At 58.2% G+C, this 14,514-nt stretch carries 15 protein-coding genes and 1 tRNA gene; 11 read left to right on the forward strand and 5 right to left on the reverse strand.

Features of this window, described 5'->3' with window-relative positions:
* Positions 1-124: 124 nt before the first annotated feature.
* Positions 125-559 (forward strand): hypothetical protein, encoded by a 435-nt coding sequence (locus tag AC2FIS_RS03610; RefSeq protein WP_496771986.1) that lies wholly within the window; start codon positions 125-127, stop codon positions 557-559.
* A 10-nt stretch (positions 560-569) separates the two neighbouring features.
* Here the strand turns inward: AC2FIS_RS03610 and AC2FIS_RS03615 are convergent.
* From AC2FIS_RS03615 to pdxH, 4 genes are all read right to left on the reverse strand, one after another.
* Positions 570-646 (reverse strand) — tRNA-Pro (locus AC2FIS_RS03615).
* Positions 647-689: 43 nt separating this feature from the next.
* Positions 690-1,157, reverse strand: coding sequence for a DUF192 domain-containing protein (locus tag AC2FIS_RS03620; RefSeq protein WP_496771987.1), 468 nt, complete (start codon positions 1,155-1,157; stop codon positions 690-692).
* Positions 1,158-1,164: 7 nt separating this feature from the next.
* Positions 1,165-1,671 carry a cold-shock protein gene (locus AC2FIS_RS03625; RefSeq protein ID WP_369934646.1) on the reverse strand — a complete coding sequence of 169 codons (507 nt, stop codon included), beginning with the start codon at positions 1,669-1,671 and terminating at the stop codon, positions 1,165-1,167.
* A 142-nt stretch (positions 1,672-1,813) separates the two neighbouring features.
* A complete protein-coding gene (pdxH, locus tag AC2FIS_RS03630) occupies positions 1,814-2,419 on the reverse strand; it encodes a pyridoxamine 5'-phosphate oxidase (RefSeq protein ID WP_113790196.1) in 606 nt (201 codons plus the stop codon).
* Between the two features lie 135 nt (positions 2,420-2,554).
* Here pdxH and fabI point away from each other — a divergent pair, with 135 nt between their 5' ends.
* The 5 genes from fabI to trpE all read left to right on the forward strand — a co-directional run bounded on the left by fabI (position 2,555) and on the right by trpE (position 8,558).
* Positions 2,555-3,361 carry an enoyl-ACP reductase FabI gene (gene fabI / locus AC2FIS_RS03635; RefSeq protein WP_108858520.1) on the forward strand — a complete coding sequence of 269 codons (807 nt, stop codon included), beginning with the start codon at positions 2,555-2,557 and terminating at the stop codon, positions 3,359-3,361.
* 4 nt (positions 3,362-3,365) lie between these two features.
* On the forward strand, positions 3,366-3,875 hold the full coding sequence (gpt, locus tag AC2FIS_RS03640; protein ID WP_113790194.1) for a xanthine phosphoribosyltransferase: 510 nt from the start codon (positions 3,366-3,368) through the stop codon (positions 3,873-3,875).
* 57 nt (positions 3,876-3,932) lie between these two features.
* Positions 3,933-5,108, forward strand: a complete 1,176-nt coding sequence (locus AC2FIS_RS03645; protein WP_496771988.1) for an aminotransferase — start codon at positions 3,933-3,935, stop codon at positions 5,106-5,108.
* A gap of 84 nt (positions 5,109-5,192) precedes the next feature.
* Positions 5,193-7,034 carry a peptidyl-prolyl cis-trans isomerase gene (locus AC2FIS_RS03650; protein WP_496771989.1) on the forward strand — a complete coding sequence of 614 codons (1,842 nt, stop codon included), beginning with the start codon at positions 5,193-5,195 and terminating at the stop codon, positions 7,032-7,034.
* Between the two features lie 12 nt (positions 7,035-7,046).
* On the forward strand, positions 7,047-8,558 hold the full coding sequence (trpE, locus tag AC2FIS_RS03655; RefSeq protein WP_496771990.1) for an anthranilate synthase component I: 1,512 nt from the start codon (positions 7,047-7,049) through the stop codon (positions 8,556-8,558).
* 45 nt (positions 8,559-8,603) lie between these two features.
* Here trpE and AC2FIS_RS03660 read toward each other — a convergent pair whose 3' ends face one another.
* Complete coding sequence (locus AC2FIS_RS03660) at positions 8,604-10,196, reverse strand: divergent polysaccharide deacetylase family protein (RefSeq protein ID WP_496771991.1); 1,593 nt, start codon at positions 10,194-10,196, stop codon at positions 8,604-8,606.
* A gap of 195 nt (positions 10,197-10,391) precedes the next feature.
* Between AC2FIS_RS03660 and AC2FIS_RS03665 the strand changes: the two genes are divergently transcribed.
* From AC2FIS_RS03665 to AC2FIS_RS03685, 5 genes are read left to right on the forward strand one after another with little or no spacing between them, the layout of a single operon-like run.
* The gene (locus AC2FIS_RS03665; protein WP_496771992.1) at positions 10,392-10,973 is read left to right on the forward strand and encodes an anthranilate synthase component II; all 582 of its coding nucleotides are present in this window, start codon (positions 10,392-10,394) and stop codon (positions 10,971-10,973) included.
* A complete protein-coding gene (gene trpD / locus AC2FIS_RS03670) occupies positions 10,970-11,989 on the forward strand; it encodes an anthranilate phosphoribosyltransferase (protein ID WP_496771993.1) in 1,020 nt (339 codons plus the stop codon). Before AC2FIS_RS03665 ends, trpD begins: the two co-directional genes overlap by 4 nt.
* Complete coding sequence (gene trpC / locus AC2FIS_RS03675; protein WP_496771994.1) at positions 11,986-12,798, forward strand: indole-3-glycerol phosphate synthase TrpC; 813 nt, start codon at positions 11,986-11,988, stop codon at positions 12,796-12,798. Before trpD ends, trpC begins: the two co-directional genes overlap by 4 nt.
* The gene (gene moaC / locus AC2FIS_RS03680) at positions 12,798-13,271 is read left to right on the forward strand and encodes a cyclic pyranopterin monophosphate synthase MoaC (RefSeq protein WP_496771995.1); all 474 of its coding nucleotides are present in this window, start codon (positions 12,798-12,800) and stop codon (positions 13,269-13,271) included. Before trpC ends, moaC begins: the two co-directional genes overlap by 1 nt.
* Positions 13,268-14,440 (forward strand): molybdopterin molybdotransferase MoeA, encoded by a 1,173-nt coding sequence (locus tag AC2FIS_RS03685; protein ID WP_496771996.1) that lies wholly within the window; start codon positions 13,268-13,270, stop codon positions 14,438-14,440. The genes moaC and AC2FIS_RS03685 overlap by 4 nt, the downstream gene beginning before the upstream one ends.
* Positions 14,441-14,514 lie beyond the last annotated feature (74 nt).

The raw sequence follows: 14,514 nt of genomic DNA on the forward strand, positions 1-14,514 counted from the left end.
AGTTATCGGAATTTGATAATCTAACGCTAAGGTGTCTAGGTTGGATGAGAATCACGAAGCGGTCATTTTGAACCGCGGCGTCAGGTAATCCGCGGGGCGCGACCACTCAAAGGGGACGGGACAGTTGTCGATTTTACGTTTACTTCCGATTCTGGCCCTGATCGTGGCCTGCACACCACAAGATGTGCCCCCTCTGGCACGCAGCGCCCAGTTCGATGATTTCCCCAAAAGGCTGTTCGACACGTTCGAGATAAGCTGCGACGGCCCGGGTGAACACTTTGAAAATACCGGGAATCGGGTTTTCGAATGCACCGAGCTTCTACCGCCGGACATGACCGCTTTTCTGATTCTAAACTATGACGGTTACCCTCAGGATCTGCCCAAAAGCGTGATGCGGCTGACAACGACCAAGAACAACTCGGGTTACCTTGTCGATGCCGAGCTGTATTTCAACGTTCCACGCAAAAGTGGTCCGTCGGTCAAAGTACCAGTGGAAAGCGAAACGCTGGATAAGGCGCTTGGCGCGCTTTACCAAGCGTTGGGTGGATCGCCAACATAAGTGATAGAAGTGGTCGGGGCGGCAGGATTCGAACCTACGACCCCCTGTACCCAAAACAGGTGCGCTACCAGACTGCGCCACGCCCCGAACCGTGCGCCTTCCTAACCATGCCAATCTGATTTGAAAAGCCCTAACAGGACCAAATTGCAGGACCTTGCGAAAAAATTTCGTGCCGCATGACGGTTCCGGGCTTAATCGAGTAGCGCGCGGCCAGTCCCGCGTTGATTTCGAGAACCGCAAAGACGGAATCGCCGCCTTCGATTGGCGTCAGATCACCGGGAATCGCACCTTGATGCACATGCGTCACCGTACCGGCCCGATCGAGGAAAATGATATCCAGGGGAATCAGCGTGTTCTTCATCCAGAACACCACGGGCTGCGGCGGGTCAAAAACGAACAGCATGCCCGAACGGTTTGGCAGCGACTCGCGAAACATCAATCCACGCGACCGATCCTGCGGGCTAATCGCCAATTCAATATTGAAACGGATCTGAGCCGAGTCGTTCTTGATGTCGATCTGATCGGACTGGCACGCAGCCCAGGTCATCCCGGACCAAAGCAACAAAACCGCTAAAAGACCCGGAAAAAACTTAGGCATGAATCACTCAGTCGTCCAAAGCAGCTTCCCAGGCCAGTACCTGAGCCGCCATACGTCCACGCTTGCCACTGATGACACGCATCGCGAGGGCCTCGCCCGGCTGCAGATCCGACAGACCAGAGCGGCGCAGAACTTCGATATGCAGGAACACATCCTCACCACGGCCAAAAACATTGGCAAACCCAAAGCCTTTGCCTTTGTCGAACCATTTGACTCGCGCAGCCTCTAGGGGGGCAGCAGCGATCTCAACCGGATCAAGCTCGGCAAAATCAGCCAGCATCATCGTGTCCGTCCGCGCGGGCGGATCGACACTGATGACCTCAACCGCCTGAACACCACGGTCCGTGCGATGGGTCATGATTTCTATGCCCGCACCATCCGCGACCGAACTTTGGCCGAAGTTGCGCAACACATTGACATGCAACAAAATATCCGGACCGCCCTCATCAGACACAACAAACCCGAAACCCTTCGCAGGGTCGAACCATTTCACGTGTCCACGGACGCGGTACATGTTGTTCAGATCTTCTGGCACGGCGTTCCCATCGCGAAAATTGTCATTTCGTTAAGGGTCCGATGTGTATGGGAATGGCCCGCAAATTCAAGCTGAAAAAACCTTTTGTTTTCGGCCTCTTGCATTTCACGATACGCGAACGTCATGGATTTAACCTCTGTATCTGCCAGTCGGAACCCACTTGATCCCGCTGCCACCGGAACCTGTCGTGCAACCGAAAGGCCCCATCGGCCCAGAATTCAATCTCGGTTGGCACCAGCCGATAGCCGCCCCAGAACGGCGGGCGTGGCGGGTTCGGGCCCAACTTGGCCGTCACCTTGGCCACCTCGGCCATCAGAACCGAGCGACTGCTGAGAGGCTGAGACTGCTTGGACGCCCAGGCCCCCAATCGGCTTTTTAGCGAGCGGGACGCATAATACTCATCCGCCTGCGGCCCGCTTTCTCTGGTTATTGTACCACGAACTCGGATTTGCCGCCGCAGAGATTTCCAATGCATCACAAAAGCAGCTTTTCCGGCGCTGTCCAACTCGGCCGCCTTGGCACTTTCGTAGTTGGTGTAAAACACAAAAGCTGCCGGTTCGATCTCTTTCAGCAGAACCATGCGCACATTTGGCATGCCGTCCGAATCGACGGTCGCCAAGGCGATCGCGTCCGGATCGTTCGGTTCATTCTCTTTGGCCTCAGCCAGCCACCGCCCCGCTATTTCAAACGGATCGGTGCCGGCAAATATGCCGCTACGTTCGCTCATTCCCATCCCCTGGAAACTAATAAAGCCCACCCTAGGGCGAGAACCCGCCACGGGCAAGAGCGCGCGGCCTTGATGCAGCGCACCCAATGGCATAAACCATCCCAACATAACGCGAAGACAGGCGGAGAACCAAACATGTCAAATCAGTTGATGGCCGGCAAACGCGGCCTCATCATGGGACTGGCCAATGATAAATCAATCGCATGGGGAATAGCCCGTGCCTTGTCCGAATCCGGAGCAGAGCTGGCTTTTTCTTATCAAGGCGACGCACTTAAGAAACGCGTTGATCCACTGGCGGCACAGCTTGGCAGCGAAATTGTTCTGCCCTGCGATGTCAGTGACGAAGAATCGATTGATGCTCTGTTCACATCTCTGGAAGAGAAATGGGGCAAGCTGGACTTTGTTGTTCACGCCATCGGTTTTTCAGACAAGAACGAACTTCGGGGCCGCTACGTCGACACGTCGCGCGCGAACTTCAAACTGACAATGGACGTGTCGGTCTATTCCTTCACCGCTGTGATGCAACGGGCCGAGAAGATGATGTCCGAAGGCGGCAGCGCAGTCACCCTGACCTATTATGGTGCTGAGCAGGTGATGCCGCACTATAACGTGATGGGTGTCGCCAAAGCCGCGCTTGAGGCGTCGGTCAAATATCTGGCCGAGGATCTGGGCAAGGACGGTATCCGCGTGAATTCGATCTCGGCCGGTCCGATCAAGACGCTGGCCGCCAGCGGCATCGGCGACTTCCGCTATATTATGAAGTGGAACGAGTATAACTCGCCCCTGCGCCGCAACGTGACCATCGACGATGTCGGCAAATCAGCTCTGTATCTGCTGTCTGACCTCAGCAGCGGCGTGACCGGTGAAAATCTGCACGTGGATTCGGGTTATCACATTGTCGGCATGAAAGCCGTCGACGCACCTGACGTCGAAAAGGGATAAAGACATGAGCGCCAAGGATCGCCTGCCCCACGAAAAAGGGTTTCACATCAGCTGGGATCAGATCCACCGTGATTCCCGCGCCTTGGCCTGGCGTCTGGACGGGCAAGGCCCGGATGACGGCGCATGGCGCGCAGTTGTGGCCATCACCCGTGGCGGTATGGCACCTGCGATGATCGTCAGCCGCGAGCTGGACATCCGGACCGTCGACACAGTCAGCGTGCGCTCGTACCACCATCAGGACCAAGGCGAAGCCGAGGTTCTGAAAGCCCCTGATGCCCAGCTGATGGGCGACGGCGAAGGTATTCTGATCATCGACGATCTGGTCGACAGCGGCAAAACGCTGGAGCTGGTGCGCGCAATGTACCCCAAGGCGCATTTCGCGACGGTTTACGCCAAGCCCAAGGGGCGCCCGATGGTCGACACGTTCATCACTGAGGTCAGCCAGGACACCTGGATCTTTTTCCCGTGGGATATGGCCCTGCAATATGTCGAGCCCTACCGCGGGACCGACTAAAAGAACCCTCTCAACCCACAAAGAGTGAGGCAAAGCCTTACCAAGGACAGGCCCGTCATGACCCAGTCCCGAACCACCGCGACATTTGCCCCTCCGGTCATGGAGGCGCGGCGCTGGTTGGACGGGGTGGAGTTTCCTGATGACCGTCCCCTGATCAACGTCAGCCAAGCGGCCCCGGTCGATCCACCGCCCCTGGCGTTGCGCGAAGCGATTGCCAGCTTTGCCGTGACCGAAGACAGCGCCCATCTTTACGGGCCGGTTCTGGGCAATCCTGCCCTGCGATCTGAACTCGCCCTTCAGATCGGGTCGCATTATGACGCGCTGGTGTCCAGCGATCAGGTGGCAATCACCTCGGGCTGCAATCAGGCATTTGCGGCTGCGGTCACAGCGATCACCGATCAGGATGACGAGGTGATTGTTCCAACGCCCTGGTACTTTAATCACAAGATGTGGCTGGACATGGCAGGCGTCCGAACCGTGGATCTGCCAACCGATGACGCTCTGCTGCCCGATCCGGACGCAGCCCGTGCTCTGATCACTGACAAAACCCGCGCTATCGTTCTGGTGACCCCGAACAATCCCGGCGGAGTGGAATACCCTGCCCCTTTGGTGCGCGCTTTCTTTGATCTTGCGCAGGAGGTCGGCATCCGGTTGATCGTAGACGAAACCTATCGGGATTTCGACAGCCGCAGCGGCCCACCGCATGATCTGTTCGCCCAGCCTGACTGGGATCAAACCCTGATCCACCTCTATTCCTTTTCAAAAGCATACAGACTGACCGGCCACCGTGTCGGCGCGATTGCGACCGGCACTGACCTGCTATCCGAGATTGAAAAGTTTTTGGACACGGTCGCCATCTGCCCAAGCCAGATTGGCCAGCACGCAGCCCTTTGGGGAATGCAGAACCTGTCGCAATGGCTGGCAGGTGAACGGGATGAGATCCTCGACCGCCGCGCCGCAATTGCCGAGCTGTTGCCAAGCCTGACGGACAAGGGTTGGCGGCTGCTGGGTCTGGGCGCTTATTTCGCCTATTTCGAACACCCGTTCGATATCCCATCGAACGAACTGGCCCAACGACTGGTCCCCGAGGCCGGCATCCTGCTGCTGCCCGGCACAATGTTCATGCCCGAAAATGATGCGGCCGGAAAACGTCAGGTTCGTATCGCATTTGCCAATCTGGACCGCGCCGGATTGGGGCAATTGTTCGAACGGCTGGGCGCTCTGTCCTTCTGAGCTTGCTCCCCGACGGTGCGCGTCGTATTCAGGGCCGCAACCGACGGGGCAGTTACCTGCCGACAAAAGCACGAAGAGGGCACAATGGCCGCAGGCGTAAAAAAGTTATCAAAGACCTTTGTCTGGATTCTCATGGGCCTTTTGATGCTCGGACTTGCAGGGTTTGGTGCCACCAGCCTCACTGGCACCGTGCGTTCGGTGGCTCAGGTCGGGAACGAGGATATCTCGGTTGATGACTATGTCCGCGAGCTGCAGCGCGAGATCCGTGCGGTTGAACAACAGACAGGCCAGCCTTTGCAAATGTCGCAGGCCATGGAGTTTGGTCTGGATCGTCTCGCCTTGTCGCGCCTGACGGCTTTGGCAGCGCTGGACAATGAGGTCGGTATGCTAGGCATCTCGATCGGTGATGAGAACCTTCAGGAAGAAATTATTGCGATTCCAGCTTTTCAGGGCGTCAACGGTACATTTGACCGCGATGCATATCAGTTCCAACTGGAACAGGTCGGCATGTCAGACACCGAGTTCGAATCGGACCTGCGCAAAGAAACATCCCGCACAATCGTGCAGAGTGCCGTAGTTAGCGGTGTGAAGATGCCCGAAACCCTTACGCAGGTGTTGACCGACTATGTTGGCGCCCGCCGCAGCTTTACCGTCGCGACTTTGGCGCCAGACGCCCTGCCGGCGCCTGTTGCCGCCCCGGCCGACGAGCAGGTTCAAGCGTTTTACGACGAGAACACCGAGCTGTTCACCCTGCCGCGCACCAAGAAGCTGACGTATGCGATCCTGTCGCCCGAAATGTTGCTCGACGACGTGGAAGTCGACGAGGATTCGGTAAAGCGTTTGTACGAACAGCGCGCAGCTGAATTCCAGCAGCCCGAACGCCGCTTGGTCGAACGCCTGACCTTCCCGGACCAGGACGCAGCACAAACTGCCATGGCTCAACTTGAGGTTGGCGGTAAGACCTTCGAACAACTGGTTCGAGATCGCCAGCTTGAGCTCAGCGATATCGATCTTGGCGACGTCACCCGCGACGATTTGGGCGAAGCCGCCGACGGTGTCTTTGCTGCCGATCTGGACGCTGTTGTTGGGCCCCTGCCTTCAACCTTTGGGCCAGCGTTGTTCCGGATCAACGGATCGCTTGCCGAAAACAATACGTCGTTTGAAGATGCGGCCCCTGCCCTGCGCGAAGAATTGGCCGCTGAGCGCGCACGCCGCCAGATTGAGGCACAGGCCGAGGACATCAATGACCTGCTAGCCGGCGGTGCGACTTTGGAAGAACTGACCTCCGAGACCGAAATGGAGCTGGGCCAGATCGACTGGACCGCGCAAACCGGTGAAGGCGTCGCCGCCTATGACGGGTTCCGCATCGCAGCCGAAGCAGTGCAGGATGGCGACTTTCCCGAGGTCGCATTTCTTGAAGATGGCTCGATCTTTGCCCTGCGCCTGAACGAAGTTCTCGAACCCCGACCTGAACCGATTGAGTCCGCACGTGACCGCGTTGTGGCCGCCTGGACCCAGGCCGAAACCAACAAGGCTTTGGAAGAACAGGCAAACGCTGTTCTGGAGCAGGTGCAGACAGATGGTGACTTTGCCGCAACCGAATTGCCGTTCCGCGTAGAAAACGCCCTGACCCGAACGGCCTTTTTGGAAGATGTGCCCGCAGATTTCATGCCTCAGGTCTTCGAAATGGAACAAGGAGATCTGCGCGTCATTCCCGGTGCCGGAACCGCGTTTATCGTGCGTCTGGACGAGCTGCTGCCGCCTGCAGAAACAGATGAGCTGCGTCAGGTCCAAGCGGCCCTTACCGCGCAGCTGGATCAGGCTTTGGCCCAGAACATCTTTGATGCATTTGTCCGCGATGCACAGGTCCGTGCCCGTCCCGTCGTAGATCAGCAGGCCCTGAATGCTGTTCAGGCGAGCTATTAAAAGAGACTGAATATGGCGCTGACCCCCGACTTCGACAGCTTCGCCCGCGCCTATGAGGCAGGCGAGAATCAGGTTGTCTATACCCGCTTAGCCGCTGATCTGGACACGCCGGTTTCCTTGATGCTCAAGCTGACAGGCGCCCAGAAAGACGCGTTCATGCTGGAATCGGTCACCGGTGGTGAGGTGCGTGGCCGCTATTCGATCATCGGGATGAAGCCGGACCTGATCTGGCGGTGCCAAGGCGAGACCTCCGAGCTGAACCGTTCGGCACGGTTCGACCCTGACGCGTTCTCGCCCCAAACCGGCAACCCAATGGATAACCTGCGGGCGTTGCTGGCGGAAAGTAAGATCGACCTTCCGGACGACCTGCCCCAAGCCGCAGCCGGGCTGTTTGGCTATCTCGGCTATGACATGGTGCGGCTGGTTGAATACCTGCCTGACGTGAACCCCGACCCGCTTGGCCTGCCTGATGCCATCATGCTCAGACCCTCGGTCATCGCGGTACTGGACGGCGTTAAGGGCGAAGTCACGGTCGTGTCTCCCGCATGGGTCAGCGAAGGGCAATCCGCCAAGGCTGCTTACGCACAGGCCGCAGAACGAGTTATGGACGCGGTGCGCGATCTGGAACGCGCCATGCCCGCCGAGACGCGCGATCTTGGCGATGCCTCCGAGGTCGCGGCGCCGGTGTCGAATTTCACTAAATCCGGCTATTTGGAAGCGGTCGAAAAGGCCAAGGAATACATCCGCGCGGGCGACATCTTTCAGGTTGTTCCGGCACAGCGCTGGACTCAGGATTTTCCGCAGCCACCTTTCGCGCTTTACCGTTCGCTGCGGCGCACGAACCCGTCGCCCTTCATGTTCTATTTCAACTTTGGCGGCTTTCAGGTCGTGGGCGCTAGCCCCGAGATTCTGGTGCGCGTTTTTGGAGATGAGGTCACGATCCGCCCCATCGCCGGCACTCGCCCGCGCGGCGCGACCTCCGAAGAGGATAAGGCCAACGAGGTCGATCTTCTGGCCGACAAGAAAGAGTTGGCCGAGCATCTGATGCTGCTGGATTTGGGTCGCAACGACACCGGTCGGGTCTCAAAGATCGGCACTGTGCGACCGACCGAAGAGTTCATCATCGAACGCTATAGTCACGTGATGCACATCGTCTCCAACGTTGTTGGTGAGTTGGCCGAAGACAAAGACGCGCTGGATGCCTTCTTTGCCGGAATGCCTGCGGGCACCGTTTCAGGCGCGCCAAAGGTCCGTGCAATGGAGATCATTGACGAGCTTGAGCCCGAAAAGCGTGGCGTTTACGGCGGTGGCGTGGGGTATTTCAGCGCGGGCGGCGACATGGATATGTGTATTGCCCTGCGCACGGCCATCGTGAAAGACCAGAAGCTTTATATTCAGGCTGGCGGAGGCGTGGTCTATGACAGCGACCCCGAGGCCGAATTCATGGAAACCGTCCACAAATCGAACGCCATTCGGCGCGCTGCTGCGGACGCGGCCCGGTTTACCGGCTCTGGCAACTCTTAAAGAATAGCGGCTGACCTCATGGTCAGCCGTTTTTCATCTTCAGCCTTACTGAGCTTCTTGCGTCATGACCGCTGAAATCGGGGCCATGGCCACGCGGCCACCGCGATCTTCCAGCCCCCATAGCAACAGAGCCGAGATCGTGTCAGGGCGCAGCCGTCCCAACATGACGACAGTTCCCTGTTGACCAGCCCGGAATGCCGCCTGATCCAAGAAACGTCGCATGATCGTGGGGTCCTGACGGGCACCGTCGATGTCGCGAAAGATGACCCCGGAAGGGATGCCGTTGCGAGCGGCTAGTTTTTGGACGGTGTTCAGGCCATTGTCCTGGGTGATAAGCCCGCGCCCGGTATCACCGGCAATTGCGGCCACCTGATCGGCCAATTTGCGGTTACCTTGAATGCCGGTACCCACACCTTCCAGAATACCAACGGTTTCTGGCAGAGTATCCAGCCACACAGCCATCGAAACCTCAGCATCTTGTGCGCTGGCCGCCTTGGGCAAATCGGCAAGAGCCAGAACCTCGAAACCGGCTGCGCGATGGCGGGCCATTTTTTCGGCTGCATCTGGGTCAGACGGGCTGACGGCAAAGCTCAGTGGGTATGGGAAATCCTTCAACGCCTCGGCTCCAAAGGCCCCTTCATCATCAATCAAAATGATCGACATAAGCGGTTTGGATTCGGGGTTTTCGAACTTGGCGGCATAGGCATCAATTGGCTTACCGGGCAGAAGTACCGCGGGTTGCTCGTCCGCTGAAACCGGCGCGTCATCGCGTTCAGTCAGCGGGACGACTCGTTTACCAACGGTCAGACCGTCAGTATCCGTTTCTTCACCGCCAATCTGTGGGACCGCTGCGATCCGTGGCAGCTTTTTAAGCTGCGGGTCTTCTTCCCCTTCTACAGCGATCGGGTTGTCCTCAAGCGGATCGACCTCGGGCTCCAGGGGTTCGATTGCCGTGGGTTCAGGCTGCGGCTCGGGTTCAGGTTGAACCGCTGCGACCTCGGGCTCGGGCTGAGGTTCTGGTTCGATTTCCGTTTCGGTGACTTCCGGCAACGGCTCTGCGATTTCAGGCTGGGTCTCTGTCACCTCGGGCTGCACCTGTTCCACTTCCGGCTCGGGCAGTATTTCCAGGACTTCGGGCGCGGGCTGCGGCTCAACCTCGGCAATGGTCTCTTCTTGTTTGGGTGCAACCGGCGGTTCCGGCGCGGTTTCCGAAATGATCGGCTCACCTTCGGTGCTGGGCAATGGCTGCAATTGCGCAGGCGACTGCGGTACAACCGGAGCCTCGTTTGATATGGTTACCTCAACCGTTTCAGGTATTTCGACCCCTTCGACCTGCGTGACGGCCTCACTGATCGTCGGCTCAGAGTCTGGCACAGCCTCTACGTCCGCCAACCCAGCCAGATTGTCCGTTAGATCCCCGGACGCATCGGATGTCACCGGCGCCGCGGTTACCAGATCGGCATCTGCCACCGTCTCAGCCGCTTCGGCGCTGACCTCGGGGATCGCAGCCGGTGCCGGCTCGGGGGCCTCGGCGTTTACAACCGGTTTCCGGGTCAAAGGGGTATTCAGGGATAGTACCGCACCAAGCAGACCAACAACGACCGCCCCTGCGATCATCCCGCCTAAAAATCCGCCCATCTTAACTGCCTCTCGCCTTCATCCTGCTTCGATCGCCTCAACGCCGTTTACCGCGCCTTTGGCCTGCGATTGCGCCCTGAACAGGATGTCCTCTTGACGCTGCCCCGCAAGCCTGAGCATGTATGTCCCGACATTATACCGTGGCCAGGGGCTGTATCGCCAGTCCGAAATGCCCAAGCCGAGACAAGTGCCCAAATGCTGCTGCTGATCGACAACTACGACTCGTTTACTTACAATCTGGTACACTATTTAGGCGAACTTGGCGCCGAAATGGTTATTCGGCGGAATGACGCCCTGGATGTACAAGAAGCCATGGCGATGAACCCGGCAGGAATCCTCCTCAGCCCTGGTCCGTGCGATCCTGATCAGGCCGGTATTTGCCTGGCGCTGACAGAAGCGGCAGCCGAAACAAAGACACCACTTCTGGGGGTTTGTCTTGGTCATCAGACGATTGGGCAGGTGTTTGGCGGCAACGTTGTCCGCTGCCACGAGATTGTCCACGGCAAGATGGGTATGATGCACCACACCAGTAAAGGCGTGTTCGCTGGCCTGCCCACCCCGTTCGAGGCGACCCGCTATCATTCGCTTATCGTGGATCGGGACACGTTGCCAGATAGCCTTGAGATCACAGCAGAACTGGAAGACGGCACCATCATGGGCCTGCAACACAAAGAATTGCCCATTCACGGCGTCCAGTTCCACCCGGAATCAATCGCCTCCGAGCATGGCCACGCTCTGCTCAAGAATTTCCTGTCCGAGATGAAAGTTCCTGCATGAGCGACGCTCTGAAGCCATTGATCGGAGCCGCTGCCGATCGACCCTTAACGCGTGCCGAGGCTGAACAAGCGTTTAGCATCCTGTTTGATGGCGAAGCCACACCCAGCCAGATTGGCGGCCTGCTGATGGCGATGCGCACACGTGGTGAAACGGTAGACGAATATGCAGCCGCTGCCGCCGTGATGCGCGCGAAATGCAATGCGGTCAAAGCTCCGGCAGGTGCGATGGATATCGTCGGCACCGGTGGCGACGGTAAAGGCACTCTGAACATTTCAACCGCCACGGCGTTTGTTGTGGCTGGCGCGGGTGTCACTGTCGCCAAACACGGCAACCGAAATCTGAGTTCCAAATCAGGTGCCGCGGACGCCTTGGGACAGCTGGGCATCAACGTTATGGTTGGCCCGCAAACCGTTGAAAAGGCTCTGCAAGAAGTCGGCATCGGCTTTATGATGGCACCCATGCACCATCCTGCGATTGCGCATGTCATGCCCAGCCGGCAAGAGCTTGGGACGCGTACGATTTTCAACATTCTTGGCCCGTTGACCAACCCCGCTGGTGTTCGGCGTCAACTGACTGGTGCGTTCAGTCGCGACCTGATCCGCCCAATGGCGGAAACCTTGGGACTGCTGGGCGCTGAACTCGCCTGGTTAGTGCACGGATCAGATGGCACGGATGAGTTGACGATCACCGGCGTAAGCTGGGTCGCCGCGCTGGAAGATGGCGTTGTGAAAGAGGTCGAGCTTCATCCCGAAGACGCAGGGCTGCCGGTCCACCCGTTCGAGGATATCATCGGCGGAACGCCCGAGGAAAACGCCGTCGCATTCCGCGCCTTGTTGGACGGCGCGCCCTCGGCCTACCGCGACGCGGTGTTGTTGAATTCCGCCGCGGCCCTTGTGGTTGCTGGCTCTGCTGATGACTTGAAAGACGGCGCTGCCAAGGCGCGGGAAAGCATCGACAGCGGAAAAGCTAAAGACAAAATCGCGGCCCTGGCCCGAATTACGCAGGAGGCCGCATGACCGAGACGGTTCTGGACAAGATCAAAGCCTACAAACTTGAAGAAGTTGTGGCAGACAAAGCGCAGAAGTCACTGGAAACGCTTGAAAACGAGGCTCGTAACGCGCCCGAGGTTCGCGGATTTGCCGATGCGCTTCGAACAGCGGCGCGTCGGGGGTACGGCCTGATTGCCGAGGTCAAGAAAGCCAGCCCGTCCAAGGGTCTGATCCGCCCGGATTTCGATCCACCCGCTCTGGCTAAAGCCTATGAGGAAGGCGGCGCTGCCTGTTTGTCGGTGCTGACCGACACGCCCAGTTTTCAGGGTGCAAAGGAATACCTGACCGAAGCCCGGGCTGCCACCGAGCTTCCGGCGCTGCGCAAGGATTTTATGTACGACCCCTATCAAGTGGTCGAGGCGCGTGCTTTGGGTGCGGATTGCATCCTGATTATCATGGCATCGGTAGAAGACGCCCAAGCCGCCGAACTGGAACAAACTGCATTCGACTGGGGTATGGATGTCCTGATCGAAGTTCACGACCAGGAAGAACTGGAACGTGCAGCAGAGCTGAAAAGCTCACTGATTGGGATAAACAACCGCAATCTCAAGACCTTCGAGACATCTCTTGATACGACGCGCCACCTGTCGAAACTTGTACCTGCGGGCCGGACGATCGTCTGCGAAAGTGGTCTGAGCACGCCTGAAGATCTGGCAGACATCGCTCGCTACGGCGCGCGCAGCTTCCTGATCGGTGAAAGCCTGATGCGTCAGGACGACGTGGCAGCAGCCACCCGCCACCTTCTGGCAAGCCCTCTGATCCCCGGAGTCATGTGATGCCCTTGACCCATTTTGATGCTCAGGGACAGGCCCATATGGTCGATGTCTCGGACAAGGAAGTCACTGACCGCGTCGCCGTGGCGGCTGGATACATCAAAATGGCGCAGGACACCTTTGATCTGATTTCCGAAGGCCGCGCTAAGAAAGGTGATGTTCTGGGCGTGGCACGCCTTGCAGGCATTATGGGCGCGAAGAAAACGCCTGATCTGATCCCTTTATGTCACCCGCTCCCGGTCACCAAGGTAGCTGTCGAACTGACGCTGGATCCCGACTTACCCGGTGTGCAGGTCCAGGCCACAGTCAAAACATCGGGCCAGACCGGTGTCGAGATGGAGGCGCTGACCGCCGTTTCTACGGCTGCCTTGACGGTCTATGACATGACCAAGGCTGTGGACAAAGCCATGGAAATCGGCGACATCCGTGTATTGCTGAAAGACGGCGGGAAATCAGGGCGTTACGAGGCGAAATGATCACTGTCGAAGAGGCTCGCGCACTGCTGTTTGATCTGGTCTCGCCACTGACAAGCGAGACCGTTGCTTTGTCGGACGCGGCGGGCCGTATTCTCGCACAAGATGTCGAGGCCACCCGCGACCAGCCGCCATTTGAAGCGTCCTCGATGGACGGCTACGCGCTGAAATCGACCGAGGTCGAGCTGCACGCCATGTTCAAGGTCATCGGCGAGTCGGCAGCCGGCAACCGCTACACCGGTTGCGTCGGGCCCGGACAGGCGGTGCGCATATTCACTGGTGCCCCGGTTCCCGAAGGTGCTGATTTCGTTGTCATACAAGAAGATACCGAACGTCGCGGCGACCTGATCACAATCGCGGACCTACCCGGCCCAAAAACGAATATCAGACCTGCGGGCGTCGATTTCAAAGCAGGCACAAAGATCTCGGCCCCCCGTCGTTTGCGCGCAGAGGACATCGCGCTGATGGCGGCGATGAATGTTGCGACCATACCAGTGACTCGAAAACCTGTTGTCGCTCTGATCTCCACCGGTGATGAACTGGTGATGCCGGGCGAAACCCCCGGCCCCGATCAGATCATCGCATCCAATACCTTTGGCTTGAAAGCACTGCTGGAAGACGCTGGTGCGCACGTCCGCATCCTTCCGGTCGCGCGCGATACAGTCTCATCGCTTGAAACTGCCTTCGGACTGGCAGAAGGAGCAGATCTGGTGGTGACCATCGGCGGCGCATCGGTTGGAGACTACGATCTGGTGTCAGATGTCTCAACCGGGCTGGGTATGGAGCAATCTTTCTACAAGATCCGAATGCGTCCCGGCAAACCCCTGATGGCGGGTCGATTGGGACAAACGGCAATGGTCGGTTTGCCCGGAAATCCTGTTAGTGCAATGGTTTGTGGCTATCTCTTCCTGTTGCCAATGGTGCGTCGGATGTTGGGTGTCGAACAGGTTCTGCCCCCATTGCGAACCGCAAGGCTTGCTGAACCGCTCGGCGAAAACGGTCCGCGTGAGCATTACATGCGGGCTATGCTGGATGAAACCGGCATTCGCGCATGTTCCGATCAGGACAGTTCACTGCTCAGCGTTTTGGCGCAGGCAAACGCTCTGTTGGTGCGGACTCCGCATGACCCCGCCCGACCTGCCGGGGATGAGGTTCAATACCTGCCGATCTAAATCCCGCTCAAATCCGTTGACACAAAACGTGAACATGCGTAGAACAAAAGAAAACGCATGACCGATGAGGTGTG

The organism is Ruegeria sp. CDSB113 (assembly GCF_059611045.1).

What these genes read in the sequence shown, in the direction of transcription:
- AC2FIS_RS03620 (WP_496771987.1), bottom strand. Translation starts at nt 1,157, where the DNA reads ATGCCTAAGTTTTTTCCGGGTCTTTTAGCGGTTTTGTTGCTTTGGTCC.
- AC2FIS_RS03625 (WP_369934646.1), bottom strand. Translation starts at nt 1,671, where the DNA reads ATGTACCGCGTCCGTGGACACGTGAAATGGTTCGACCCTGCGAAGGGT.
- pdxH (WP_113790196.1), bottom strand. Translation starts at nt 2,419, where the DNA reads ATGAGCGAACGTAGCGGCATATTTGCCGGCACCGATCCGTTTGAAATA.
- fabI (WP_108858520.1), top strand. Translation starts at nt 2,555, where the DNA reads ATGTCAAATCAGTTGATGGCCGGCAAACGCGGCCTCATCATGGGACTG.
- gpt (WP_113790194.1), top strand. Translation starts at nt 3,366, where the DNA reads ATGAGCGCCAAGGATCGCCTGCCCCACGAAAAAGGGTTTCACATCAGC.
- AC2FIS_RS03645 (WP_496771988.1), top strand. Translation starts at nt 3,933, where the DNA reads ATGACCCAGTCCCGAACCACCGCGACATTTGCCCCTCCGGTCATGGAG.
- AC2FIS_RS03650 (WP_496771989.1), top strand. Translation starts at nt 5,193, where the DNA reads ATGGCCGCAGGCGTAAAAAAGTTATCAAAGACCTTTGTCTGGATTCTC.
- trpE (WP_496771990.1), top strand. Translation starts at nt 7,047, where the DNA reads ATGGCGCTGACCCCCGACTTCGACAGCTTCGCCCGCGCCTATGAGGCA.
- AC2FIS_RS03660 (WP_496771991.1), bottom strand. Translation starts at nt 10,196, where the DNA reads ATGGGCGGATTTTTAGGCGGGATGATCGCAGGGGCGGTCGTTGTTGGT.
- AC2FIS_RS03665 (WP_496771992.1), top strand. Translation starts at nt 10,392, where the DNA reads ATGCTGCTGCTGATCGACAACTACGACTCGTTTACTTACAATCTGGTA.
- trpD (WP_496771993.1), top strand. Translation starts at nt 10,970, where the DNA reads ATGAGCGACGCTCTGAAGCCATTGATCGGAGCCGCTGCCGATCGACCC.
- trpC (WP_496771994.1), top strand. Translation starts at nt 11,986, where the DNA reads ATGACCGAGACGGTTCTGGACAAGATCAAAGCCTACAAACTTGAAGAA.
- moaC (WP_496771995.1), top strand. Translation starts at nt 12,798, where the DNA reads ATGCCCTTGACCCATTTTGATGCTCAGGGACAGGCCCATATGGTCGAT.
- AC2FIS_RS03685 (WP_496771996.1), top strand. Translation starts at nt 13,268, where the DNA reads ATGATCACTGTCGAAGAGGCTCGCGCACTGCTGTTTGATCTGGTCTCG.